Below are 22,861 nucleotides of genomic sequence, written 5' to 3' on the forward strand. Positions count from 1 at the left end.
GACGTGACGGCCGGCCGGTCGGCCCGGGTCGAGACCGATCGGTCTCGACCCGGCCGACGGCACCCCCTAGGATCATCGCCAGGGGGGCACCATGGCACGGCACACACCAGGGGCGGACGACGACGACGGTCTGACGCCCGGGCACGAGTTGTTCGCTCCATCTCCGCCGCCGCAGGATTCGGCGACGGCCTCCGAGTCGAGCACCGACGCCGACACCGGGCCCCGACTCGTCGCCTGGACCCACCGCGACGCCCGCACCGACGACGAGGGCCCCTCGGCGGTCGACGGGGCCGACGGGACCGACGGCGACGACACCGCACGCTCCGGGCGCCGGCGGTTCGCCGTCGTCGGGGCCGTCGTCGCGGGCGCCGCCCTCGTCTCCGTCGTCGTGAGCGCCGTCCTGTTCACGACCGGTTCGTCCCCGTTCGCGGCCGGCTCCCCCACCGACGCACCCCGCCCGACCACGGTCGCCCGGACGTCGACGCCCAGCGCCAGCGCGTCCCCGTCCCCGTCCCCCCTGCCGACCGCCTCGCCGACGCCCTCGCCCCGCGCCGCGACCCCACCGCCGCAGGACGCGTCCGTGCCCGCCCCGTTCGTCACCCCGGTCGCGGCCGGCACCGTGGTCGCCGAGGCCGACGTCGCATCGCCCAAGGGCAGCGTCCACTTCCACTACCGCGTCGTGGCCGTCGGCGACGACACGTACTCGGCCGAACTGACGGACGCCACGTCGAGCCTGCCGGTCCCGGTGACCGCCGCGTTCTTCGAGATCGCCCCCTCGGTGGGCGACGGCATCACCTACGGCGGCGACGGCGTCGTCAGCATCCCCGGCCTGACCTCGACGCCGACCTCGGCGTCGGGCGGCTTCGGGTCCCTCAGCCAGCCCTCGTACCTCTCGACCCTCGTCGTCTACTCGGCCAGCACCTCCTCGGACGTCCCCGTCGAGCTCGCGACCGGCAAGGTCCTCGCGGTCGCGCCCGTCGCCTGGTCGGTGCCCCCGCGCCAGACGAACATCGCCCCGGTCGACTCGGGTGCGACGACCTTCGCCACGGGCACGCTCGAGGCGACGACGGCTCGCGGGGCCCCCAAGCGCTACACCGTGGCGCCCGACGACCTGATCGACGTCGTGGCCCGGCGCTTCGGCATCTCGGTCTCGGCCCTGCTCTACATGAACCAGGGGCTGCAGGTCATCGACGACGAGCAACACCTGTTCGCGGGCACGACGCTCGTGCTCGACCCCGACAGCATCTGACCCGGCGCACCGGCGACCCCGACGCCTAAGGTCGAGGGATGCCCTCGATCGACCCCCGGCGGCTCGTCCGTCACGCCGTCTGGTGGCTCGAGGACTACGCCTACGCCGCCGTCTGGCAGGTGCGGGCCGTGACGAGCCCCCGCGACCCCGAGCGCTACCTGGGCGGTGCCGGTCGACCGGTGCTGGTGATCCCCGGCGTCTGGGAGACCTGGTCGTTCCTCCGACCGATGATCGAACGCCTGCACGCCGAGGGGCACCCCGTCCACGTGCTCGACGACCTGCGGTGGAACAGCCGACCGGTCGAGGCCACGGCCCGGGACGTCGCGGCCTACCTCGCGACGCACGGACTCGGCGACGTCGTCATCGTCGCCCACAGCAAGGGCGGCCTCATCGGCAAGTACGTCATGGCCCTGCTCGACGAGACGCGTCGCGTGCGGTCGATGGTCGCCGTGTGCTCGCCGTTCTCGGGCTCGCGGTACGCCACCTGGCTGGTGCTGCCCGCCCTCCGGGCCTTCTCGCCGCGCGACGCGACGACGATGCTGCTGGGCCGAGACGCGTCGGTCAACGGACGCATCACCTCGGTCTACGGCGAGTTCGACCCGCACATCCCCGAGGGCAGCGAACTGCCCGGCGCCGTGAACGTCCGGCTGCACGCCGGCGGCCACTTCCGCGTGCTGGCCCACCCCCGCACGATCGCCACCGTGCTGGCGGCGGCCGCCGAGCCCGACGAGACGGCCCGACCCGACGACGCCGGCCCCGCCTGACGCCTGCCCCGCCTGACGTCGGCCCCGCCCGACGCCGGCCCCGCCTGACCTCGGCCCCGGCCGCCGCCGCCCCCGACCGACGGCTCGCTGCAGGTCAGGCCGGCGTCAGCAGCTCGTGGGCCAGCACGTCCGCGACGGCCAGCACCTTGTAGCCCTCGCTCTCGAAGAACACCGTCATGCGGTCGTCGTCCGTGCTCATCACCGTGCCCGCGCCCCAGGTCGCGTGCGTGACGCGGGCCCCGTTCGCGAACGCGGGAGGCGCGGTGTCGGTGCGGTCGTCCTGCCCACCCTCGCGCCCCTCCTCGGTGTGCTCGGCCGCCCGGCAGCCGTCGCAGTTGCCGCAGCGCTCGGGCGAGTCCTCGCCGAAGTAGCCGAGCAGGAAGTGCCGGCGGCAACCGGGAGCCTCGGCGAAGGTGCGCATCATCTCGATGCGGGAGTGCTCGACGCGCTCCCGGGTCTCGGCCACCCGACGTGCGGCCTCGGCCGCCGCCTTCGCGTCGAACGAGTCGACGGGCTCGAACCCCTTCGACGACTCGGTCAGCGTCCCCGCCTCGAGCAACAGGTCGATCAGGCGGGAGACCGTCCGGGCCCCGAGCGAGAGCTGGTCGGCGACCTCCGACCGCCGCACCGGCCGACCCGCCGCCGAGAGCGCCGTGAACACGCCGCGCAGGTCGGCCCGCCCCGGCAGCCCCGAGGCGAAGAACGACCGCAGCGACAGGTCTTCCGGGCGGTAGTGCAGCGTCGCGGAGGCCGGGTCGCCGTCGCGTCCCGCACGGCCGATCTCCTGGTAGTACGAGTCGAGCGAGTCGGGCACGTCGGCGTGCACGACGAACCGCACGTCGGGCTTGTCGATGCCCATGCCGAAGGCGCTCGTCGCCACGACCACGTCGACCTCGCCCGCGTGGAACCGCTCGTGCAGCTCACCGCGTTCGGCGGAGCGCTGGCCGCCGTGGTAGCCGACGACCGTGCGGTCGGGGCACCGCTCGGCGATGGCGCGGGCGTAGTCCTCGGTCGCCTTGCGCGTGGCGACGTAGACGATGCCGGGGGTGGTCAGGGCCGCGACCTGGTCGACGACGGCGCGGGCCTTCTCGTCGTCGTCCTCGTGCCGGACGACCTCGAGCGAGAGGTTCGGCCGGTCGAAGCCGTGACTCAGCACGAGGGGGTCGTCGAGCCGCAGGCGCTCGACGACCTCGTCGCGCACGGGGCCGGAACCGGTCGCGGTCAGCGCCAGCACCGTGGGCCCGCCGAGGCGTTCGACGACCTCGCCCAGGTGCAGGTAGTCGGGCCGGAAGTCGTGGCCCCACGACGAGACGCAGTGCGCCTCGTCGACGACGAACAGGGCGACGCCGGCGTCGCGCAGGCGCTCGACGGTCTCGTCGCGGGCGAGCTGCTCCGGGGCGAGGAACACGTAGGTGACCTCCCGCTCGGCCAGTCGTCGCCAGCCCTCGTCGTTCTCGGCGTCGGTGTGGCCCGAGTTGATCGCGACGGCGGGCGGGGCGTCGGGTCGTCCGACCAGGCCGGCGACCTGGTCGGCCTGCAGCGCGATGAGCGGCGACACGACGACGGTCGGACCGTCGAGCACCGCGCCCGCGACCTGGTAGATCGCGGACTTGCCGAAGCCGGTGGGCATGACCGCGAGGGTGTCCCGCCCCGCGACCACCGCCTCCAGGGCCTCGAGCTGGGCGGGGTGGAGGTCGTCCCAGCCGAACAGGTCGGCTGCGGCACGGACGACGTCGTCGGTGCCGACCGTGGCGTCGGCGCGGCGGTCGGTGTGGTCGGTGGGGTGCGTGGTGGCGCTCATGTGGTCCTCGGTCCTGGTGGGGCAGGTCTCCATCCCAGGCACGCGTCGGGCGACACGCGCGGCGCTGACAGGCGATGCCCGGCCCTCGCGTACCCCGGCCCCGTCGGGCCGCGCATGCTACCCCTCGGCCACCCGACCCACCCGGCCGGGGTCGGGGTCGCCGACGCCTCCAGGCGGACGCGACCCCCGCGGCGTAGCGTCCGACCCATGAGCGACGAGAAGCAGACCGAACCCGTCATGGACGGCGCCACCGAGGCGACCGACCACGAGAAGCTGAGCGGCCTGATCGAACAGGTCGAGGCCGACCACGGCGACGAGGGGGCCGCCTCGATGGCGGACCACCTCCGCGACCGCGTGGACGAGACCGCCCAGGCGGACGAGAGCCCCGCCGACGCCGAGGAGTGAGACGGGCGGCTCCGTCGCGAGGCGGAGCCGCCCGCTGGCGGCCGTGGCCTAGCGTGGGACGATGACCTACGGCCCCGGCTTCGGCTTCTCGTTGATCGACGTCCTCTACCCCGTGCTCGTCCTGGTGGTCGTCGCCCTCGTGATCACGCTGGGGGTGCTGCTGATCCGCACCCTGCTCTGGGTGATCCGGGCCCTGTCGGCGATCACGCGTGAGCGCGAGCTGCGCATCGACCTGCTCCTCGCCGACGACGTGACGTCCGGGCCCACCGGCCCCACCGGCCCCGCCACGCCGCCCGCGGACGGCGGCCCCGTCGGCCCCACCGCCTGACGCCCGGGAGGCGCGGGTGCGGTCCGCCTCTTCACCTGGCGCCCCGAGGTCGCTACAGTCGTCTCAGGCCCAGACCCCGCCTCCCCGCCCGGCCCGTCGTCGACCGCACGTCGACGGCCGCCGTGGCACCGGGGGTCCGGCGACCTGAACCCGCCGGGCTCCCGCCCGGGCGGGTCACCCCGCTCGGACCACCTCGTGGTCAGACGCGCTGTTGTCGCGGCACCACGACGCGCTCGAAGACGACCACGCCGGCCGTCGCGATCGGGATCGCGACGAGGGCGCCCAGGATGCCGCCCAGCGCCCCGCCGCCGAACGCCGCCACGATCACGAGGGCGCCGGGCACGGCCACGGCCTTCGACATCACCCGGGGGGTCAGCACGTAGGCCTCGACCTGGGCGTAGACGAGCAGCACGACGCCCACGACGATCGCGGTCACCGGCGAGACCGTGATGGTCGCGGCGATGATGATCGAGTAGGCGACCACCGTGCCGACCACCGGGATGAGGGCTCCCAAGAACGCCAGCGTCGCGAACAGCACGGGCACGGGCCCCCCGGCGATCTCGAGCACGACGAAGACGAAGACGGCGTTGATCGCCGCGAGCGCCACCTGCCCCGCGACGTAGCGGCCGACCGACAGGAAGATCTCGTCCGCGATGCTCATCACGTTCTCGCGGTGGCTCCGCGGCACGGCGCGGCTGAGCGAGCGCAGCATCTGCGGCAGCGTGACGGCGAAGTAGAGCGTCAGGATGGCGACCACGATGACGGCGGTGATGCCGTTGGTGATGCCCCGCCCGACGGCCAGCAGCCCGCCGCCCAGCGCGAGCAGCTGGTCGGGGTCGAGCAGGTACGACGTCACGGCCCCGACGGCGTCGTCGATGTCCAGGTCGAAGCCGATCGTCTCGACCGCCTGTTGCACCCAGGGCTGACGCGAGAGGTCCTGCAGCGCGGCCGGGGCGGTCCGCACCACGTCACCGATCTGCTCGATCAGCCGCGGCACGACCGCGGCGACGATGCCGACGACCACCCCGACGACCAGCACGACCGCGACGACGACGCCGACCCACCGGGGGGCGCCCGCGCGGGCCAGGCGACGGACGACGGGTTCGAAGGCCAGGGCCAGGAAGAACGCGAGGCCGATGTAGACGAGGATCGTCGACAGGGCCATCAGGGCCACGATGATGCCGACGCCCAACCCGCCGCCCAGGGTCGCGATCAGGCCGAACCGGAAGGCGCCGGGGCGCTGCATCGGGCTGGGCGGGGCGTCGGCCCGGGGGGCCGTTCCGGCCGATCGACGCACGAGACGGGCGCGGGGTGACGAGGGCATCAGCCCATCCTGGCGTGCCGGGCGCGCCGAGGGCCGACCCGTCCGGGAGGCGCGCTGCAGACAGAGGGGTACACGACAGCTGGCAAGGTCGTCAACCCGTCACCGGACCCCCCGGACGGGGGCACGCTGAGGGAGACGGCATCGCGTCGCCAGAACACCGAGGAGGCTCCATGTACTTCCACGCACAGACCTGGATCAACGAGATCGCCGACGGCGAGCCCGACCCCGCGGCCGCCAACGCCCTGCAAGAGGGGCTCGGTGGGCAGTTCGGCGAGATGCGCACCATGATGCAGTACCTCTTCCAGGCCATGAACTTCCGCGGCCCGGCCGCCAAGCCCTACCGCGACCTGATCCAGGGCGTCGGCACCGAGGAGATCAGCCACGTCGAACTGATCGGGACGACGATCTCGCGCCTGGTCGACGGCAGTCCCGAGTACAGCGGCAAGCTGACCGACCCGCTCGACACCCCCGGTGCCGGCGGGGCGACGCCCCTGGACGTCGCCCTCGACACCGGCAACATCCACCACTACCTGGTCGGCGCCCAGGGCGCGCTGCCGGTCGACTCGGTCGGCAACCCGTGGAGCGGCAGCTACGTCTACAACTCGGGCAACCTGCCGCTCGACCTGCTCTACAACGTCATGCTCGAGTCGACGGGTCGCCTGCAGAAGTGCCGCATCTACGAGATGACCGACAACCCGGTCGCCCGGGGCACCCTCGCCTACCTGATCGTCCGCGACCAGGCGCACGAGAACGCCTACGCCAAGGCCCTCGAGTCGCTCGGCGTCAACTGGAACAAGCTGCTGCCGATCCCGAAGACGAACGCCGAGAGGTTCCCCGAGGTGAAGAAGCTGCTCGACCTCGGCCTGCAGAGCAAGCAGTACAGCTTCGACCTCGACGGCAAGAGCGAGGCGAGCAAGATCTTCCGCGGCCCCTCGCCCTCGAACGACGGCACCGAGCTGACGGCCACCGAGCAGGCCCCCCAGGGCGTGCCGTCGACCATCAGCCCGGAGCGTCTCGAGGAGTTCTCCCCCGGCCTCGACGCCGACCTGCTCGAGCTGATCCAGGCCACCGCCGACCTCGAGCTGCAGGAGATCGAGTCGTACTACGGACCCACCGCGAGCTGAGCCGGTCGGTCACGACGAAGGCCCGCCCCGACGAGAGTCGGGGCGGGCCTTCGTGCGTCCTGTCGACGCGTGCGGGGATCAGGCCCCCTGCACGGCGTCCTTCGACTGCTGTGCGCTGTCCTTCACGTCGCCCGCGGCGCTCGTGGCGTCGTCCTTGACGGTCGACGCGGCGTCCTGCGCCGTGCCCTTGACGGAGGCGAACGCGTCCTGCGCGGGCTCCTTCAGGTTCGACGCCACGTCCTGGGCGGCGCCCTTGACCGAGTCGAGCGCGGGGCCCGCCTTGTCCTTGGCGTCCGAGACGAGCTCCTTCTCCTTGTCCGAGGCCGGGATCAACGACGAGACGAGCCACCCGGCACCGAACGCGATCAGGCCCACGGCGAGCGGGTTGCCCTTCGCCTTCCGCACGGCGGCCGACGACGCGTCCGACACGGTGCCCGCGGCGTCGTGCCCGGCACCCGAGGTGCCCGAGGCCGCGTCGTGGGCCGCGCCCATGACGGACTCCTTGACGCCCGAGAAGCGGCTCTTGACCTTCTCGGTCTGGCGGTGGGCGATGCTCGACGGGTTCACCTTGTCGGCGAGTGCGTCGACGTCGTAGCTGAGGCCGGCGCGCGTGCGCTCGATCTCGGCGCGGATCTCTTCGGGCGTCCGGCTGCTGCCGTTCTGGTCGGTGGTGCTCATGCGGTGCCTCCAGGCGTCACGGTCTCGGGGATCTTCTTGAGGGAGTCGACCGTCTTCGGTGCCCCCTTGATGCTCTTCAGTTCCTTCCGCCCGCGCAGGAACAGCACGAGGGCGACGATCGCGTAGACGACCGCGACGATCAACGACGACCAGCCGAGGCCGACCAGCGCACCGAGGCCCCACATGGCGGCCAACGACACGAACAGCAGGGCGAACAGCGCGGTCAGCCCGGCGCCGCCGAACATCCCCGCGCCCTTGCCGGCCTTCTTCGCCGACTCGGTCAGCTCGGCCTTGGCGAGCTCGACCTCCTGGCGGAAGAGCGTCGAGATGTCGCCGGTCACGCCGGTCAGCAGGTCGCCGAGCGACGTCGAGGCGGCCTTCTCCTCCGGAGCGGGCGGCGTGGACACCGGTTCGCGGAACGGGTCGCTCACGCGCGCGTCCCCGGGGTGACGGGCCACGTGGTGGGCACGCTGGTGTCCGGCGTCGGCGTGCCGAAGCCCGGGACGTCGCCCTCGGTGACGACGTCGTACTCGCCGGCCACGGGGCCGACGTCACCGACGAGACGGTTCGGCGCGGTGACGGACGCGGGAGGCGCGGGTCGGCTCGCCGCGCCTCCCGCGTTCTCGGTCGTGGCGGCGTGCTCGTCCTTGGCGTCGGCGGTCAGCGCCTTGACGACGCGGCCGGCGAGCAGGCCCGAGACCGCGGCGATCGCGATGAAGGTGCCGGGCTTGCGGGCGGCGTACGAGCGCACGTCGTCGAGCAGCGTGCCGGGGTCGCGGCCCTCGAGCCACCCGGCGACGCCGTGGGCGCGGTCGGAGAGGGTGCGGACGAGCTCGCCCGCGACGCCGCCGTCGGCGTCGTCGGCCATCGAGCCGAGCTGCTCGCCGACCTGGCGGAGGCCCGCGGCGGCCTTCTCCTGCTGGGCTCCGGCCTGCTCCTTGAGCTCGCCGGTGGCCTGGCCGAAGAGCTGCTTGGCCTGGCCGGTGGCCTCGGAGGCGACCTTCGACGCCTGCTCCTTGGCCGTCCCGGCCACGTCGGACGCCGCGGTCCTCGCGTCGTCGGCGACGCCGGCGGCCTCGTCCTTCGCGGCCCCGGCCTTCGCCTTCGCGGCATCCGCCGCACCGGAGCCGGTGCCGTCGTCGGCGCTGGCCCGGTCGTGGGCGGGGTGCTCCTCGACGACCGGTGCCGCCGTCGCGCTGAAGTCGTGGGCGGTCGCCCCGGGGTCGGTGGCGTCGGCGTACGCGCCGACCTGCTCGCCCAGGTCGGTCACCGCGTCGTCACGGCGCAGGTGGTCGTGGCCCGAGGCGACGCCGGGCTGCGGCTGCCCCTCGGTGGCGCGGTCGTAGACCGGGGTGGACGGGTCTCCGTCGTGGCGCTTGTCGTCGCTCATGTCGTGCCTCTCGGATCGTCGGCGGCCGTCGGGATGACGGCCGTGATCGGGGTCGGACCTGTCACTCTGTCCCCCTCCCGGGGGACGCAGGCCGTACTTGGTGAGAACACCTCAGGGGGTTGACTTCTGCGATCGGCGGGGTCACGTGCGCACGGTCCGCGGGGGCGCGCGGTGGCCCCGCACCGTCCGCCCACACGGTCGACGGACGTCCGATCCGACACGGTCGGCATCCGGAGGCGCGGCGTACGTTCCACGAGGACCCGACGGTGGCCGTCGCGCCACCCGTCCGACCGAGAGATCATCCAGCCCGCGAGCGTCCTCCCCGACCTCCTCCCCCCACGCACGTCATCCGTCGTCCCCCGAAGGACGACGCCCACGTCGACGTGCGCCGGTCGTCCTCTGCGACGACCGGTCGGCACCACCCTGAGCCCGGGCGCCCCGCCCGGTCCTCGACCCGTGAGGAACACCATGATCAGCACCACCCAGCTCGACGCCCTGCTCGCAGGCGGCGGCGACGTCGTCGACCAGGACGGCAAGAAGATCGGCGGCATCGGCCAGGTCTACCTCGACGACCAGGGCGGTCAGCCCGCCTGGGTCACAGTCAAGACCGGCCTGTTCGGCACGGGCGAGTCCTTCGCCCCCCTGGCCGACGCCACCGTCCACGGCGACGACGTCCACGTGCCCGTCACGAAGGCCATGGTCAAGGACGCGCCGCACAGCGACGACTCCGACGGCCACCTCTCGCCCGACCAGGAGGCCGACCTGTTCCGCTACTACCACCTCGACGGTGGTGGGGTCGAGGCGCCCCTGTTCGACCAGGACGCCGACACGAACGCGGTCGACCTCGACGCCGGCACGAGCGGCACCTCGGCGGACTCGGTCACCGGGACCGAGACCGTCGCCGGAGCGGGCCACGACACGTCGGGCCCCGACACGGACGACGCCATGACCCGCTCGGAAGAACGACTGCACGTCGGCACCGAGACCACCGAGGCGGGCCGCGCGCGGCTGCGCAAGTACGTCGTGTCCGAGCAGGTCACCCGGACGGTCCCGGTCAGCCACGACGAGGTGCGCGTCACGCGTGAGCCCATCACCGACGAGAACGTCGGCGACGCCCTCTCGGGCGGCGAACTGACCGAGGAGGAGCACGAGGTCACCCTGACGGCCGACCACGTCGTGACCGACAAGGAGACCGTCCCCGTCGAGCGCGTCCGGCTCGGCACCGAGACCGTCACCGAGCGGCAGCAGGTCACCGAGGACGTCGCCCACGAGGAGATCGAGCTCGACGGCGACGACGCCACGACCGACGGCACCGCCCCGCGCCGATGACCACCGGCACCGTCGGCCCGGTCGACCCGCCGTCGGCCACCGGCCGGTCCGCCCGGGTCGACGGGTCGGCGGTGCCCGCCGACGCGAGCGTGCTGCTCTCCGCGGAACGCGCGCGCCTCGCGACGGTCGCCGTCCCGGTCGGCCGGGTGCGCCTCCGGAAGGTCGTCGTCTCGCACGAGGAGACGATCACCGTGACCGTCCGCCGGGAGGAGCTGCAGGTCGTCCACGAGGACCTCCCGCCGGGCGGGGCCACGCCGACCCGGGCGACCGCGACGCCTCTCGACCTCGTCCTGCACGAGGAACGCCCCGTCGTCTCCCTCGTCGTCGTCCCCGTCGAACGCGTCCGTGTGACCGTCGACCGGATCGTCGAGGACGTCGACGTCACCACGACCCTCCGGCACGAGCGCGTCGACGTGTCGCGCGAGCCGGCCACCCGACCACCCGTCTGACCGAACCACCACCCCGAGGAGAACACCATGGCAGGACGCAACACCGTCATCCGCAGCATGCACGACCTCGGCCTCGCCGCCTGGTTCGGCGGTGGCCTCATGGGCGCCGTCGGCCTCAACGGCGCCGCCGCCGGCGCGAAGGACCCCGTCGAACGCCTCACCCTCTCGTCGCTCGGCTGGGCGAAGTGGGCCCCCGTGCAGGTCGCGGCGATCGTCGTGCACGGCATCGGCGGCGTCGGACTGATCGTCTCGAACAAGGGCCGCCTCGCGACCCAGCAGGAGGGGCGGGTCAACACGGGCGTCAAGCTCGCGGTGACCGTCGCCGCGGCCGGCACCACGCTGTGGTCGGGCCTCGCCGGTGCCCGCATGGCCGAGCACGCCTCGGAGGGGGCCGAGGGCACGACCGAGCCCGGCTCGAGCTCGTCGCAGGCCCTGGCAAGTGCGCAGCGCCAGCAGAAGGTGCTGCAGTGGGTGACCCCCGTGCTGACGGGCGTGCTCATCGTGCTCGGTGCCCAGCAAGGCGAACAGCAGCGACCCCTCGCGGGCCTGCTGAACCGTCGCTGACGCCGCCGCACGCGCCCGTCCCGTCCCGTCCCGTCCCGTCGTCGAGAGGAAACATCATGAGCGACACCAGCACCACACCCCCGACCAGCCCGCCCGCACCGGACGAGGTCGACCCCGACCACGGCACGGGCCCCCAGGGCGAACCCGTCGAGAACCCCTCGGGCTGAGCCCCTGCGGCCCGGGGACACGACATCCCGCCCACGGTTCGACCGTGGGCGGGATGTCGTCCGTCGTGGGGGGCCGGAGCCCGGGCGCCTAGCTCTCGGCGCCGTCCGAGACCTCGCTGTCGTCGCTCTCCTCGGAGTCGTCGACGAGGCCCTGCTTCGACCCGTCGGCGAGGCCTTCGGTGTACTCCTTGTCGTCCTCGGTGATGTCGGTCGAGCCGTCCGGGATTCCGTTGTCGTTGGTCATGCCCGCACGCTACGCCCTGCCGTCGGGGTGAGGCGCGGCGAGCTCGAGGTTGACGTCGTCGGGGTCCTGCAGAGACAGGATCACGAGCCCGAAGGCGGGCAGCGGCGTCACCTCGCCGTGCTCGACGCCGAGCTCGTCCAACCGACGGGCGGCCTCGTGCAGGTCGTCGACCGAGCCGACCGAGAAGCTCAGGTGGTCGAGACCGACGCGGTCGGGGTCGAAGCGGTCCCCGGCCGGGGCGACGGGCCGCAGGCCGAGCGTCTGACCGGCGAAGGTGAACGAGCAACCGCCGTAGGTGCGCTGCGGGTCGTCGTGGATCGTCGGGTCGTCGATCTGGTCGCTGAAGTCGCTGCCGGGAGGCATGCCGAAGAGCCGCTGGTAGAAGGCCTTGCTGCGGTGGATGTCGGTCACGGTGAGGCGGACGTGCGAGAAGCCGCGGGGCGTGACGATGGCGTCGGTCATGGGGCCATCCAACGCCCGACCCTGGCGGTCCCGACCGACTAGAGTCGACGCCGACGGCCCTTCGGGGCCCCCGAGTGGAGGAACCCGTGCACCAGTCTCCGCCGCGTTCGGTGACGCCTGTCCACCGAGGGGTCCTCGGTGGCTGACGCCGCCGCCGTCCGGGCCGCCGCGGCCTCGCTCGCCCGTGCGACCTCACCGGGCAGCGACCTCTGCGCCCCTTTCCGCGACACGTTCGGCGTCACCGGCGCGGCGGTGTCCACCCTGGGCGGCCCCCTCGGCACGGGCACGGTCTGTTCGAGCGACGCCGAGTCGTCGCGCCGGGACGAGATCCAGTTCGACCTGGGCGAAGGGCCGTGCTGGCAGGCCCACGGCACGAACCGGCCCGTGGTCGAGCCCGACCTCGTGACGGCCCCGCCGTCGGCGTGGCCGGCAGCCGCCGTGGCCCTGACCGAGGCCGGTGTCACGAGCGTCGCCGCCTTCCCGCTGTCGTACGGCCGACTCGACCTCGGGGCCGTCGACCTCTACAGCGACGAGCGTCGCGACCTGACCGACGACGAGGTCGACCAGGCGACGACGCTCGCCTGCATCGCGGGCCGCAGCGTCCTCACCCGGGCCCTGGACGCCCTCGAGGCCGGCGACGACAGCCTCTTCCCGACGACCTTCCCCCGCGAGGTGCACCAGGCGTCGGGGATGGTCATGGTCCAGCTTGGCGTGAGCGTCGACGAAGCCCTGCTCGTCATCCGTGGACACGCCTGGTCGAGCGGTCGCGCACTCCGCGAGATCGCCAGCGAGATCGTCCTCCGTCGGCTGGACTTCTCCTGAGGTCCGCCGACGGTCGTCGTCCACACGGCCTAGGCTGACGCCCGTGACCGACCGCGACAGAGAGACCCAGCTCCTGCAGACGTTCGTCACGCTCGCCGACTCGCTCGTGACCGGTTTCGACACCATCGACGTCCTCCAGATGCTGGTCGAACGGACCACGACCCTCTTCGACGCGGCGGACGCCGGCATCATCCTCGTCGGCTCGACCGGCGAGCTCGAGGTGATCGCCTCGACGAACGAGCGCAGCAAACTGGTCGGGCTGTTGCAACTGCGCGCCGGCGAGGGGCCCTGCGTCGAGTCGTACACGACCGGGTCGGTCGTCTCGGTGCCCGACCTCGGCGACATCGACGAGCGCTGGCCGGTCTTCGCCGACCTGGCGCGCGACTCGGGCTACGGTTCGGTCCACGCCATCCCCCTGCGCCTCCGCGACGAGACCCTCGGCTCGCTCAACCTCTTCCGCGACACGACCGGCCTCCTGAACGCCGACGACGCCACGGCCGCCCAGGCCCTCGCCGACGTGGCGACCATCAGCATCCTGCAAGAACGTGCCCTCCGCGAGATCGACTCGACCCGCGACCAGCTGCAACGGGCGCTCGACAGCCGCGTCGTGATCGAGCAGGCCAAGGGCGTCGTGTCGTACACGCAGTCGGTCGACATGGACGAGGCGTTCCAGCGCATCCGCCGGCACGCCCGCGACAACCGGCGCCCGCTCGTCGAGGTGGCGTCCGAGATCGTGGCCCGACGCCTCACCGTCTGAGCGCCTCCGGACGCTCGGGTGCTCGGGCGTTCGCACCCTCGTTCGCCTGGCGTGCCCGATCGGCCCGTTAGGCGTGGTGCGCGCAGGCGCGTACCGTCGGAGTCGGCAGCCCCAGACCCCGGTCGCCCGTCTCCCGCACCTCGCGGGACGACAGACCGGAGCCCCGTGCACCCTCGACCCTCGACCCCCGTGCCCCACGCCTCGCTCGACGGGACGGCCGATCTGCCGCCCGGGTGGCCGTCACTCGACATCGACGACCATCTCGAGGACGACCCCGCACTGTGACCCGCCGCCCCGGCCCCGGGCCGGCCGGTGCCGTCGCGACCCCGTCGCCCGGACCCGGGTCAGGCCGCGGTGCGTGACCGGCGCGAGCGGGCGAGCACGAACGGCAGCTGGGTCTCGTCGACGACCGGCACCCCGTACGACAACGCCTTGCGCACCTTGCCCGAGGTGCAGGCGACGTCGGCCGCCACCACCAGGGACGTCTCGGTCGTGACCGCCGGCCAGACGACGAGTCCCGCCCGTTCGAGCGACCGGACCAGCACGTCGCGACCCTGGCTCAGCGGCCCCGTCAGGGCGACGCGGGCCCCGGGTGCCAGCGGGCCGACGTCGGGCCGCGCGAGGGTCGGTGCCCGGGTCTCGACCGCCGCGCCGAGCGATTCGTCGAGCCCCTCGATGACGTCGAACTCGTCGAACTCGTCGTCGTCGGCCGGTCGTGGTGCCCGTTCGAGCACCGACGGCACGAGGGCGGCGTCGCGGCGGTGCGGGGCGATGCCGAGCATCTCGGCCACCGCGTCGACCTGCCGCCGCTCGTCGTCCGTCAGCACGTCGTGCGCCCACACGGTCGACACGAGCGAGGCGAAGTAGCGGTCGTGCAGCACCTCGCGCGTCGGCTCGTCGAGCTCGAGCTCGACGGCGAGCGTGGTCAGGTTGTCGGCTTCGTCCCTCGACAGGTACCCGTCGGACAACGCCTTGTCGAGCATCGCCGCGTACTGGTTCTGCCGGCGGTCGAGGTCGAGCTGCGGCAGCAGCTCGGTGGCCCGTTCGAGGAACCTCGGCTCGGCGGGCGCCGGTCCGACGTCCAGGCCGAAGACGTCCCGGTCGAGGTCGAGGTCCACCGGACCCGTGAGGTGCGCGCTGCCCGTGGGGCTCACGGGCGGCAGGGCCGTCGGCGTGGCGGGCGGCACGGCGAGCGAGGCGGTCAGCACCGCGCCCGCCCAGGGGGTGGGGGCGAGCTCGGGCGTGCGGGCGACGCGGCGCCGGGACCGCCAGGCCGCGCGGCCGGGGCCGTGGCCTCCGTCGTCGGCACCGCCCGCGCCTCCTGCGAACCGGGGGTGCGGTGTCGTCCGCGGGGTCTCGGCCGTCGGCCACTGCTGCAGGGCGGCGTACCGGCCCCACTCGCACCACCACGACGACTGGGCGCCGCCCATGCGCAGGTACGCCGACAGCAGGCGGGCCGTGGCGGTGGCGTCGGCCAGCGACTCGTGGGCGTCCGTGAGGTCGACGTCGATCGCCGCGCAGCAGTCGGCGAGGGTCCGGCCGGCACCCGGCAGGTAGGTGGGGGCGAGCTTCATCGTGCAGAGGGCACCCGCCCCGTCGGGCCCGAGCGGCGACTCGAGCCCGAGCCGCGCGAACTCGGCGGCGAGGAACTGCGCCTCGAACCGCGCGTTGTGCGCCACCACGACGCGACCGCGCAGGCGGTCGCACAGGTCGTCGACGATGTGCTCGAACCGGGGCGCACCGCGCACGTCCGCGCTGCGCAGGCCGTGCACGTGGATGGGTCCGAGGTCGCGCGACGGGTCGACGACGGTCTCGAAGGTCGCCTCGACCTCGCCGTCGGCGTCCAGGTGCACGATGCCGATCTCGATGACGCGGTGGTGCCGTCCGGGCCAGAGCCCGGTCGTCTCGACGTCGATGACCGCGTAGCCGCCGTGAGCCATGCCACCCCTTTCGTCGGGCCGAGCCTGGCAGGTTGCCCGATGGGCATCCAGCCCGCATCCGGGTGACACCCGTCAGGGGGCGGGGCCGCGGCGGGGTCGCGCATCCGACGGGCACGGACCCGGGAGGCGCGGGTCGCGTCGCCTCGCCCGTCGCGTCGTCCGCCACGATGGAGGCATGACCGACACCCACGCCTCCGTCACCGCCGTCTGCCGCGTCTCCGCCCTCCTGCCCGACTCGGGCACGATCGGCGTCACCGCCATCGACAAGCGTCCCGTGGACGGACCCGTGCACGTCCGGCCGCTGGGCCTGCGGGCCGACGTGCAGGCCGACCGCAAGCACCACGGCGGGCCCGACCAGGCGGTCTACGCGTTCGCCGACGAGGACGCGGCCCACTTCGCCGACCTCCTCGGCCGCGAGGTCACCCCGGGGCTCTTCGGCGAGAACCTGCGGACCTCGGGCGTCGACGTCACCGGCGCCGTGGTCGGTGAACGGTGGGCCGTCGGCGAGTCCCTCGTGCTCGAGGTGACGAAGCCGCGCATCCCGTGCACCACGTTCGCCCGGAGGCTCGGCGAACCGCAGTGGGTGAAGCGGTTCATGGCCGAGGGGCGTCCCGGCGCCTACCTCAAGGTCGTGCGCTCGGGCCCGGTCGAGGCGGGCGACCGCGTCGTCGTGCTGTCGAGGCCCGACGACGGCGTCACGATCGGCGACGTGTTCGCCGGACGCGCGTCCGCCTGAGCCTGCGCGCCGGGTGCCGGGCGCGGGCGCGGGCGGCCCTCCCCTACTAGCGTCGGAGGCGACGGGCCGGGACGCGGCCCCCGCCAGAGGAGGCACCCATGTTCGAAGCCGAGAACATCCGCGACTGGATCGGCATGCCGGTCGTCGACCCCGAGGGCGACAAGGTCGGCTCGCTCGAGAGCATCTACTTCGACACCGCCGCCGACCAGCCGGCCTTCGCGACGGTGACGGCCGGGCTGCTCGGTCGCTCGCGCCTGGTCTTCGTCCCCCTGCAGGGCGCCGTCGTCACCCCGAAGCACCTCAAGGTGCAGTTCGAGAAGAAGCTCGTCAAGGACGCCCCGTCGATCGAGACCGACGGCGAACTCGAGGCGTCGCGCGAGCCCGCCGTGTTCGAGCACTACGGCCTCGTCTACCAGACCGGCGCCGGCGGCGAGCGCCGCCTCGGGCGCCGCTGACCCCGACGCCGTCGTCCCCCGAAGGGCCCCGCCACGTCGGCGGGGCCCTTCGGCGTCGGCGGCAGGGCGGCGGGGCGCGGGAGGCACGAGGGCCGAGCACGCCGGTGCGCACTCGCGTGCAGAACGTGCAAAAATCAGGAGGCGCCGGTCGGTGACCAGCGCCTCCTGCGTCCCGCACCCGCCCCGCCGTCGCCGTCGTGCGCGTCGGCCCCGTGCCGTCCGGCCTCCCGCCCCCACCGGCGCCTGCCGTCCCCCCTCTCCCCTTCGCCCCGTCTCTCCTCGCCTCGCCTCCCCGGCCCGTGCCGCCGCCCGAAAGGCCACACCATGTCCCACGCCTCCGCCCCGACCGGCGCCGCGTCGCCCGCCACCCCGGCGGGCGGCCCCGGCCAGCCCGCCGGCGTGCCCCGCCACGCCTGGTACGCGCTCGTCGCGTTGCTGCTCGGCATGTTCATCGCCCTGCTCGACACGACCATCGTCAACGTCGCCCTGCCGACGATCCGCACGACCCTCGACGCCTCGGAGTCGACCCTCTCGTGGATCATCTCGGGTTACGCCCTGGCGTTCGGCCTGGCGCTGATCCCCGCCGGTCGCATCGGCGACCGCATCGGCCACAAGTGGGTCTACTTCGTCGGCGTGCTGCTCTTCACGGCGGCGTCGCTCGCCTGCGGCCTCGCCCAGGACGACACCCAGCTCGTGGTCTTCCGCATCGTGCAGGGCTTGGCCGGCGGCATCTTCGTGCCCGCGGTCACGGCCTTCATCCAGCTGCTCTTCCCCGGTCGGTCGCGCGGCAAGGCGTTCGCCATCATGGGCGCCGTCATCGGCGTCTCGTCGGCCCTCGGCCCCATCATCGGCGGCCTGATCATCCAGGCGTTCGGTGACGAGAACGGCTGGCGTCTCGTGTTCTACGTCAACCTGCCGTTCGGCGTCGTCACCCTGATCGCCGCGGCCGTCCTGCTGCCGAAGCGTGACGAGTCGGTGCCCCGTCCCGATCGAGGGCTCGACTGGATCGGGCTCGTGCTGGTCTCGGGCGCGTTCGTCGCCCTGCTCGTGCCGCTGATCCAGGGGCAGGACGAGGGCTGGCCGCTCTGGACCTACGTGACCATCGCCGCGGGCGTGGTGCTGCTGGCCCTCTTCGGCCTGTGGGAGGTCGCCTACACGAAGCGCGGCAAGACGCCCCTCGTGCCGCCGAAGCTCTTCGCCCACCCGTCGTTCACCGGTGGCGTCGTGCTCGCGCTCGTCTACTTCGCGGCGTTCACCAGCATCTTCTTCACGATCTCGCTGCTCTGGCAGTCGGGGCTCGGCCACAGCGCCCTGGCCTCGGGTGCCGTGGCGATCCCGTTCGCGATCGGCAGCATCATCAGCTCGTCGCAGAGCAACCGCCTCGCCGCCCGACTCGGCCGCGGCGTGCTGATCCTCGGCACCGCGCTCGTCACGGTCGGCCTGACCTGGATGTGGCTCGTGCTCGTGACGGTCGACGCCGCCGACCTGACGAACTGGATGCTGCTCGTGCCGCTGCTGCTGGCCGGCCTCGGCAACGGCTTCTTCATCGCGCCGAACGTGCAGTTCATCGTGGCGACCGTCGACCGGCAGGACGCCGGCTCGGCCAGCGCCGTCATCTCGGCGATCCAGCGCATCGGTTCGGCCGTGGGCATCGCGATCATCGGCAGCGTGCTGTTCGGCACCCTGACGATCTCGGGTCGCACCCCGGCCGACGTCGCCACCGGCTTCACCGACGCCGCCGCCCACGCGATGCTCGTCAGCGCGATCTTCGCCCTGGCGTCGTTCGCGCTGGTGTTCGCGTTGCCGCGCCGCGTGCCGCAGCAGCGCGGGTAGCCCGTTCGGGCGGCGCCAAGGAAGTTGAGGCAAACTGCAACGATGCCCTCAGCCCTGCCGACCACGGAGCCGACCGAGCAGCCCGTCTCGACCACGCGCCGCGACCGGGTCCTGCCGCTCGACGGCCTGCGCACGGTGGCCATCGCCCTCGTCGTGCTGTACCACCTGCACGTGCCCGGCTTCGGCAGCGGCTTCGTGGGCGTCAACGTCTTCTTCGTCCTCTCGGGCTACCTGATCACCACCCTGCTGCTGCGCGAGCACGCGTCGACCGGCCGCATCCGGCTCGGTCGGTTCTGGGTCCGTCGCCTGCTGCGGCTCTACCCGACGCTGCTCGCCGTCGTGGTGGTCGGGGTCGCGGTGTGGTGGCTGATCGGTGACTACCAGGGGTCGACCCTCGGCCCGGTCGGTGCCGCCCTCATCGCCCTGACGTACACCGGCAACCTCGCCCGCGCCTTCTTCGACACCTCGCAGGGCGTCTTCGCGCCGATGTGGAGCCTCTCGATGGAAGAGCAGTTCTACCTCGTCTGGCCGCCCGTCCTCGTGCTGCTGCTCGCCGTCGCCGCGCGCCGGAAGGCCCTCGTCGCCGGCCTGTCGGCCGTGATCGTCGCGTCCGCCGTCGCCACCTGGTTCCTCTACGACCGCCCGTCCGGAGGCGCGACCCCCGACATCTACTTCAGCCCGGTCCTCAACGTGGCACCGTTGCTGATGGGCTGCGTCCTCGCCGTCGTGCTGCGGTCCGAGCGCGTCCGCAGCGCCCTGGCCGGTCGATGGGGAGCCCTCGCCACCTGGCTCGGCGTCGCCGGCGTCGCCGGGTCGCTCGTCCTCATCGGCTCGGGCTGGCAGCAGAGCGTCCTCACCTTCGCCGTGGCCCTGCCCGCCGTCGGGCTGGCCTCGATGCTGCTGATCGGTGGACTCGTCACGGCGCCCTCCCCCGTCGCCTGGGTGCTCTCGCTCGCACCCGTCGCCTGGTTCGGACGCGCGATCTCGTACCCGCTCTACCTCTGGCACGTCGTGTTCATCGCCCTCGTCACGCCGGTCGTCGACGGCACCCTCGGCATCGTCCTCGTGCTCGCGGCCGCCATCGGCACGTCGGTGCTCTCGCACCACTTCGTCGAGAAGCCGGCCCTGAAGCTCAAGGGACGCTTCGAGCCCCGTGAGCCGCGCCGCGCCTCCTCGACGTCTCCGTCGTCGGACCGCGAGCCCGAACTCACCAACGCCTGACCTCCCGGGGCTCCGTGGCCCCGCAGGTCGGCGCCGGCGCGGGGGCCTGCCGAGGCGGGATCGGTCCGGGGTGCCCGTCAGACGGAGCGCGGCCGGGACACCGCGGGCACGCCCACGGCCACCGACCCGGGCGGGACGTCCTTCGTGACGACCGCGTTGGCCCCGACGACGCTGCCGCTGCCCACGGTGACGCCGCCGAGCACGGCGGCCCCGGCGCCGATCATCACCCCGTCACCGATGGTGGGGTGCCGGCGGCCGAGCGCGCCTCCTCGTCCCTTGCCGCCGAGCGTCACGCCGTGGAAGATCGTGCAGTCGTCGCCGACCACCGCGGTCTCGCCGATGACGACGCCCATGCCGTGGTCGATGAACAACCGGGCGCCGAGGCGTGCCCCCGGGTGGATCTCGACGCCGGTCAGCGACCGAACGGCCTGCGACAGCAGCCGCGCCGCGAACCGCGAGCCGAGGAGGCGCGGCGCCGGCCCCGCACGCCACAGTCGCGAGGTCACGCGGTGCGCCCACACGGCGTGCAGGCCCGAGTAGACCAGGGCGGTCTCGAGGCGCCCCCGGGCCGCCGGGTCGCGCCTCGTGACGGTGTCGAGGTCCTCCCGCAGGCGGGCGACCAGGCGCACCTCAGGCGTCCGCGAGGTCCTGGAAGAGCACCGTCGACAGGTAGCGCTCTCCCGTGTCGCAGACGATCGCGACGATGCGCTTGCCGGCGTTCTCGGGCCGCTTCGCGATCTCGAGCGCCGCGTGGACGATGGCACCCGACGAGATGCCCGAGAGGATGCCCTCCTTCGTGGCGAGGTCGCGGGCGACGCGCAGGGCGTCGTCGAGCTGCACGGGGAACACCTCGTCGATCTGCGAACGGTCGAGCACCTCGGGCACGAAGTTCGCCCCGATGCCCTGGATCTTGTGCGGCCCGGCCTTGCCCTCGCTGAGCAGGGGCGAGTCGGCGGGCTCGACGGCCACGACCGTCACGCCGGGGACCTGCTCGTGCAGCACCTGTCCCACACCCGTGATCGTGCCGCCGGTGCCGACGCCCGCGACGAAGAAGTCGATCGCGCCGTCGGTGTCGCGCAGGATCTCGGGCGCGGTCGTGCGGCGGTGGATCTCGGCGTTGGCCTGCGTCTCGAACTGCTGCGCCCAGATCGCGTTCTCGGTCTCGGCCGCGATCTGCTTCGCCCGCTCGACGGCGCCCTTCATGCCCTCGGGGCCGGGGGTCAGCACGATCTCGGCGCCGTAGGCCTTCATGACGGTGCGGCGTTCGACGCTCATCGTCTCGGGCATCGTGACGATCACCCGGTAGCCGCGGGCCGCCCCGACGAGGGCCAGCGAGATGCCGGTGTTGCCGCTCGACCCCTCGACGATCGTGCCCCCTGGCTTCAGGTCCCCCGAGGCCTCGGCCGCGTCGACGATGGCGACGCCCAACCGGTCCTTCACGCTGGCGCCGGGGTTGTAGAACTCGAGCTTGGCCAGCACCTCGGCCCCGCCCTCGACGGGCAGCGAGTTGAGCTTGACGAGCGGGGTGTTGCCGAAGGCCGAGGTGATGTCGGCGTGGATTCCGGGCATGCGCGGGTCTCTTCCGTGAGCGGGTTCTGTGCGGACGAATCGACCCTCATCCTATGCAGCCACGCTGCGCCGCCCCCCTGTGTGTCGCCCGACGACGCCCGACGCCCGCCGCGCCCGCCCGCCGCCGTCCGTCCGTCCGCCAACCCGCCACGCGGTGAGCACACCGCCAGGATGTGCGCAAAGCGCCATGCCTAAGCCTGGCGCGGTGCCCACATCTTGGCGTTCTGGCGCGGTCTGAGCGGCACATGCATGTCGTGCAGGGTCCTGGCCAGGGGGACGCGCAGGGCGACGTCGTCCGCATCGCACCGGCCGATCACCGACACCCCTCCTGATCTCAGCAGACGCCGCTCACGAGCTTTCTCGGCTTTCACGACGGCGGAGGGCACCTTGCCGGCTCGGATGGCCTCGTCGTCGTACTTCGCCTTGCCGTCGAACTCGAGGGCTGCGTCACCGATAACGAAGTCGCATCGCCCCACGAACCCCGAGCCGTCGAAGAACTCGACCTGCATCTCGGGCTCAGAGGTGCCGAGCTCGAAGAGCGCGAGCCGACAGAGCGACTCTCCGCCGTTCTCGGCCCACGGTGTCGCGAACAGCGCGACCCGCCGAGCCGTCGAGAGTCCTCGCGTCCCGGGTGCCCGGGCCAGCCGTTCGACCAGCAGCTGGCGGGCGTCCTCGGCCACGGCTTCCACACGAGACCGATGTCCGGCGGCAGACGTCGGGTCTCGTCGGGCGACCGAGGCGAAGCAGCCGGCCAGGATCGCCGCGCGCCGCAGGACGGCGTCGACGCAGAGCACGCCGTCGGCGAACGACGCCGTCCTGGACCTGTCGACGGCCGTCCGAGCGACGTTCGTCACGGGGAGCCCGTCGACCTCGACGACGTCCTGACCGTCGATCGGTCCGGGATGACGGACGACACGGTCGGTCACGTGCATCCGGTCGCGCGACGGATCGATGACGTGGACCGGTCCCCGAGGCCAGTCGACGCTCGGGAGCCCGTGCAGGGCGACCGCCGACGCATGCGACACCACGGCACTCGAGGACAGTCCCGCGAGGACGGCTCGCACCGTCAGGACGTGCTGCTGCCGCGGGTCGAGCCGCATCCAGTCCGCCGTCGAGACGTAGGCCCCGGGATGCACGCGATGGAACACCCCGCGCCTGGCCTCTCGGCGGAGGGCTGAACCGTGTCGGCTCTGTGAACCGTGGGTGGCCGCGAAGACGAGGGGCGGAAGGGAGGTGGACACGAGACCACC

General features: G+C 73.1%; 25 protein-coding genes. 14 read left to right on the plus strand and 11 right to left on the minus strand.

What is annotated here, in order from left to right; genetic code table 11:
- Positions 1 to 91: 91 nt before the first annotated feature.
- Positions 92 to 1,249: a LysM peptidoglycan-binding domain-containing protein gene (locus ABID81_RS10810; RefSeq protein ID WP_354594814.1), complete on the plus strand. Its 1,158-nt coding sequence runs from the start codon at positions 92 to 94 to the stop codon at positions 1,247 to 1,249.
- Between the two features lie 38 nt (positions 1,250 to 1,287).
- On the plus strand, positions 1,288 to 2,013 hold the full coding sequence (locus ABID81_RS10815; protein WP_354594815.1) for an esterase/lipase family protein: 726 nt from the start codon (positions 1,288 to 1,290) through the stop codon (positions 2,011 to 2,013).
- A 94-nt stretch (positions 2,014 to 2,107) separates the two neighbouring features.
- Here the strand turns inward: ABID81_RS10815 and ABID81_RS10820 are convergent, their stop codons facing one another.
- Entirely contained in the window at positions 2,108 to 3,814 is a 1,707-nt protein-coding gene (locus ABID81_RS10820) for a RecQ family ATP-dependent DNA helicase (protein ID WP_354594816.1), read from the minus strand.
- Between the two features lie 207 nt (positions 3,815 to 4,021).
- Between ABID81_RS10820 and ABID81_RS10825 the strand changes: the two genes are divergently transcribed.
- Both ABID81_RS10825 and ABID81_RS10830 read left to right on the plus strand, forming a co-directional pair.
- Positions 4,022 to 4,219 (plus strand): hypothetical protein, encoded by a 198-nt coding sequence (locus tag ABID81_RS10825; protein ID WP_354594817.1) that lies wholly within the window; start codon positions 4,022 to 4,024, stop codon positions 4,217 to 4,219.
- Positions 4,220 to 4,280: 61 nt separating this feature from the next.
- Positions 4,281 to 4,547, plus strand: a complete 267-nt coding sequence (locus tag ABID81_RS10830) for a hypothetical protein (RefSeq protein ID WP_354594818.1) — start codon at positions 4,281 to 4,283, stop codon at positions 4,545 to 4,547.
- 199 nt (positions 4,548 to 4,746) lie between these two features.
- Here the strand turns inward: ABID81_RS10830 and ABID81_RS10835 are convergent, their stop codons facing one another.
- Positions 4,747 to 5,871: an AI-2E family transporter gene (locus ABID81_RS10835; RefSeq protein ID WP_354594819.1), complete on the minus strand. Its 1,125-nt coding sequence runs from the start codon at positions 5,869 to 5,871 to the stop codon at positions 4,747 to 4,749.
- Between the two features lie 170 nt (positions 5,872 to 6,041).
- On the opposite strand from ABID81_RS10835, the gene ABID81_RS10840 reads away from it, so the two are divergent.
- Positions 6,042 to 6,995, plus strand: a complete 954-nt coding sequence (locus ABID81_RS10840; protein ID WP_354594820.1) for a manganese catalase family protein — start codon at positions 6,042 to 6,044, stop codon at positions 6,993 to 6,995.
- 78 nt (positions 6,996 to 7,073) lie between these two features.
- On the opposite strand, the gene ABID81_RS10845 is transcribed toward ABID81_RS10840, so the two are convergent.
- From ABID81_RS10845 to ABID81_RS10855, 3 genes are read right to left on the minus strand one after another with little or no spacing between them, the layout of a single operon-like run.
- Entirely contained in the window at positions 7,074 to 7,673 is a 600-nt protein-coding gene (locus ABID81_RS10845) for a DUF3618 domain-containing protein (protein WP_354594821.1), read from the minus strand.
- Complete coding sequence (locus ABID81_RS10850; RefSeq protein WP_354594822.1) at positions 7,670 to 8,104, minus strand: phage holin family protein; 435 nt, start codon at positions 8,102 to 8,104, stop codon at positions 7,670 to 7,672. The genes ABID81_RS10845 and ABID81_RS10850 overlap by 4 nt, the downstream gene beginning before the upstream one ends.
- The gene (locus ABID81_RS10855) at positions 8,101 to 9,063 is read right to left on the minus strand and encodes a hypothetical protein (RefSeq protein WP_354594823.1); all 963 of its coding nucleotides are present in this window, start codon (positions 9,061 to 9,063) and stop codon (positions 8,101 to 8,103) included. Before ABID81_RS10855 ends, ABID81_RS10850 begins: the two co-directional genes overlap by 4 nt.
- Positions 9,064 to 9,531: 468 nt before the next feature.
- Between ABID81_RS10855 and ABID81_RS10860 the strand changes: the two genes are divergently transcribed.
- The 3 genes from ABID81_RS10860 to ABID81_RS10870 are packed head-to-tail and all read left to right on the plus strand — an operon-like array spanning position 9,532 to position 11,405.
- Positions 9,532 to 10,392, plus strand: a complete 861-nt coding sequence (locus ABID81_RS10860; RefSeq protein WP_354594824.1) for a DUF2382 domain-containing protein — start codon at positions 9,532 to 9,534, stop codon at positions 10,390 to 10,392.
- Complete coding sequence (locus tag ABID81_RS10865) at positions 10,389 to 10,841, plus strand: DUF2382 domain-containing protein (RefSeq protein ID WP_354594825.1); 453 nt, start codon at positions 10,389 to 10,391, stop codon at positions 10,839 to 10,841. The genes ABID81_RS10860 and ABID81_RS10865 overlap by 4 nt, the downstream gene beginning before the upstream one ends.
- 27 nt (positions 10,842 to 10,868) lie before the next feature.
- Positions 10,869 to 11,405 (plus strand): hypothetical protein, encoded by a 537-nt coding sequence (locus tag ABID81_RS10870; protein WP_354594826.1) that lies wholly within the window; start codon positions 10,869 to 10,871, stop codon positions 11,403 to 11,405.
- A gap of 255 nt (positions 11,406 to 11,660) precedes the next feature.
- Here ABID81_RS10870 and ABID81_RS10875 read toward each other — a convergent pair whose 3' ends face one another.
- Positions 11,661 to 11,816: a hypothetical protein gene (locus ABID81_RS10875; RefSeq protein WP_354594827.1), complete on the minus strand. Its 156-nt coding sequence runs from the start codon at positions 11,814 to 11,816 to the stop codon at positions 11,661 to 11,663.
- A 9-nt stretch (positions 11,817 to 11,825) separates the two neighbouring features.
- Complete coding sequence (locus ABID81_RS10880) at positions 11,826 to 12,278, minus strand: VOC family protein (protein WP_354594828.1); 453 nt, start codon at positions 12,276 to 12,278, stop codon at positions 11,826 to 11,828.
- 138 nt (positions 12,279 to 12,416) lie between these two features.
- Here ABID81_RS10880 and ABID81_RS10885 point away from each other — a divergent pair, with 138 nt between their 5' ends.
- Positions 12,417 to 13,100, plus strand: coding sequence for a GAF and ANTAR domain-containing protein (locus ABID81_RS10885; protein WP_354594829.1), 684 nt, complete (start codon positions 12,417 to 12,419; stop codon positions 13,098 to 13,100).
- A 43-nt stretch (positions 13,101 to 13,143) separates the two neighbouring features.
- Positions 13,144 to 13,857 (plus strand): ANTAR domain-containing protein, encoded by a 714-nt coding sequence (locus ABID81_RS10890; protein ID WP_354594830.1) that lies wholly within the window; start codon positions 13,144 to 13,146, stop codon positions 13,855 to 13,857.
- 344 nt (positions 13,858 to 14,201) lie between these two features.
- Here ABID81_RS10890 and ABID81_RS10895 read toward each other — a convergent pair whose 3' ends face one another.
- Entirely contained in the window at positions 14,202 to 15,797 is a 1,596-nt protein-coding gene (locus ABID81_RS10895) for an exonuclease domain-containing protein (protein WP_354594831.1), read from the minus strand.
- A gap of 175 nt (positions 15,798 to 15,972) precedes the next feature.
- On the opposite strand from ABID81_RS10895, the gene ABID81_RS10900 reads away from it, so the two are divergent.
- The 4 genes from ABID81_RS10900 (at position 15,973) to ABID81_RS10915 (ending at position 20,042) form a co-directional block, all read left to right on the plus strand.
- On the plus strand, positions 15,973 to 16,533 hold the full coding sequence (locus ABID81_RS10900) for an MOSC domain-containing protein (RefSeq protein WP_354594832.1): 561 nt from the start codon (positions 15,973 to 15,975) through the stop codon (positions 16,531 to 16,533).
- A 98-nt stretch (positions 16,534 to 16,631) separates the two neighbouring features.
- Positions 16,632 to 16,988 (plus strand): PRC-barrel domain-containing protein, encoded by a 357-nt coding sequence (locus ABID81_RS10905; RefSeq protein ID WP_056259078.1) that lies wholly within the window; start codon positions 16,632 to 16,634, stop codon positions 16,986 to 16,988.
- Between the two features lie 324 nt (positions 16,989 to 17,312).
- Positions 17,313 to 18,821 carry an MFS transporter gene (locus ABID81_RS10910; RefSeq protein WP_354594833.1) on the plus strand — a complete coding sequence of 503 codons (1,509 nt, stop codon included), beginning with the start codon at positions 17,313 to 17,315 and terminating at the stop codon, positions 18,819 to 18,821.
- Positions 18,822 to 18,863: 42 nt separating this feature from the next.
- Positions 18,864 to 20,042: an acyltransferase family protein gene (locus ABID81_RS10915; protein WP_354594834.1), complete on the plus strand. Its 1,179-nt coding sequence runs from the start codon at positions 18,864 to 18,866 to the stop codon at positions 20,040 to 20,042.
- 77 nt (positions 20,043 to 20,119) lie between these two features.
- Here ABID81_RS10915 and epsC read toward each other — a convergent pair whose 3' ends face one another.
- The 3 genes from epsC to ABID81_RS10930 form a co-directional block, all read right to left on the minus strand.
- A complete protein-coding gene (gene epsC / locus ABID81_RS10920) occupies positions 20,120 to 20,671 on the minus strand; it encodes a serine O-acetyltransferase EpsC (protein WP_354594835.1) in 552 nt (183 codons plus the stop codon).
- 1 nt (position 20,672) lies between these two features.
- Positions 20,673 to 21,611: a cysteine synthase A gene (gene cysK / locus ABID81_RS10925; RefSeq protein ID WP_354594836.1), complete on the minus strand. Its 939-nt coding sequence runs from the start codon at positions 21,609 to 21,611 to the stop codon at positions 20,673 to 20,675.
- A gap of 191 nt (positions 21,612 to 21,802) precedes the next feature.
- The gene (locus tag ABID81_RS10930) at positions 21,803 to 22,852 is read right to left on the minus strand and encodes a hypothetical protein (RefSeq protein ID WP_354594837.1); all 1,050 of its coding nucleotides are present in this window, start codon (positions 22,850 to 22,852) and stop codon (positions 21,803 to 21,805) included.
- Between the last annotated feature and the right edge of the window lie 9 nt (positions 22,853 to 22,861).

The sequence above is a fragment of the Frigoribacterium sp. PvP054 genome (assembly GCF_040547465.1).
Classification (GTDB): Bacteria; Actinomycetota; Actinomycetes; order Actinomycetales; family Microbacteriaceae; genus Frigoribacterium.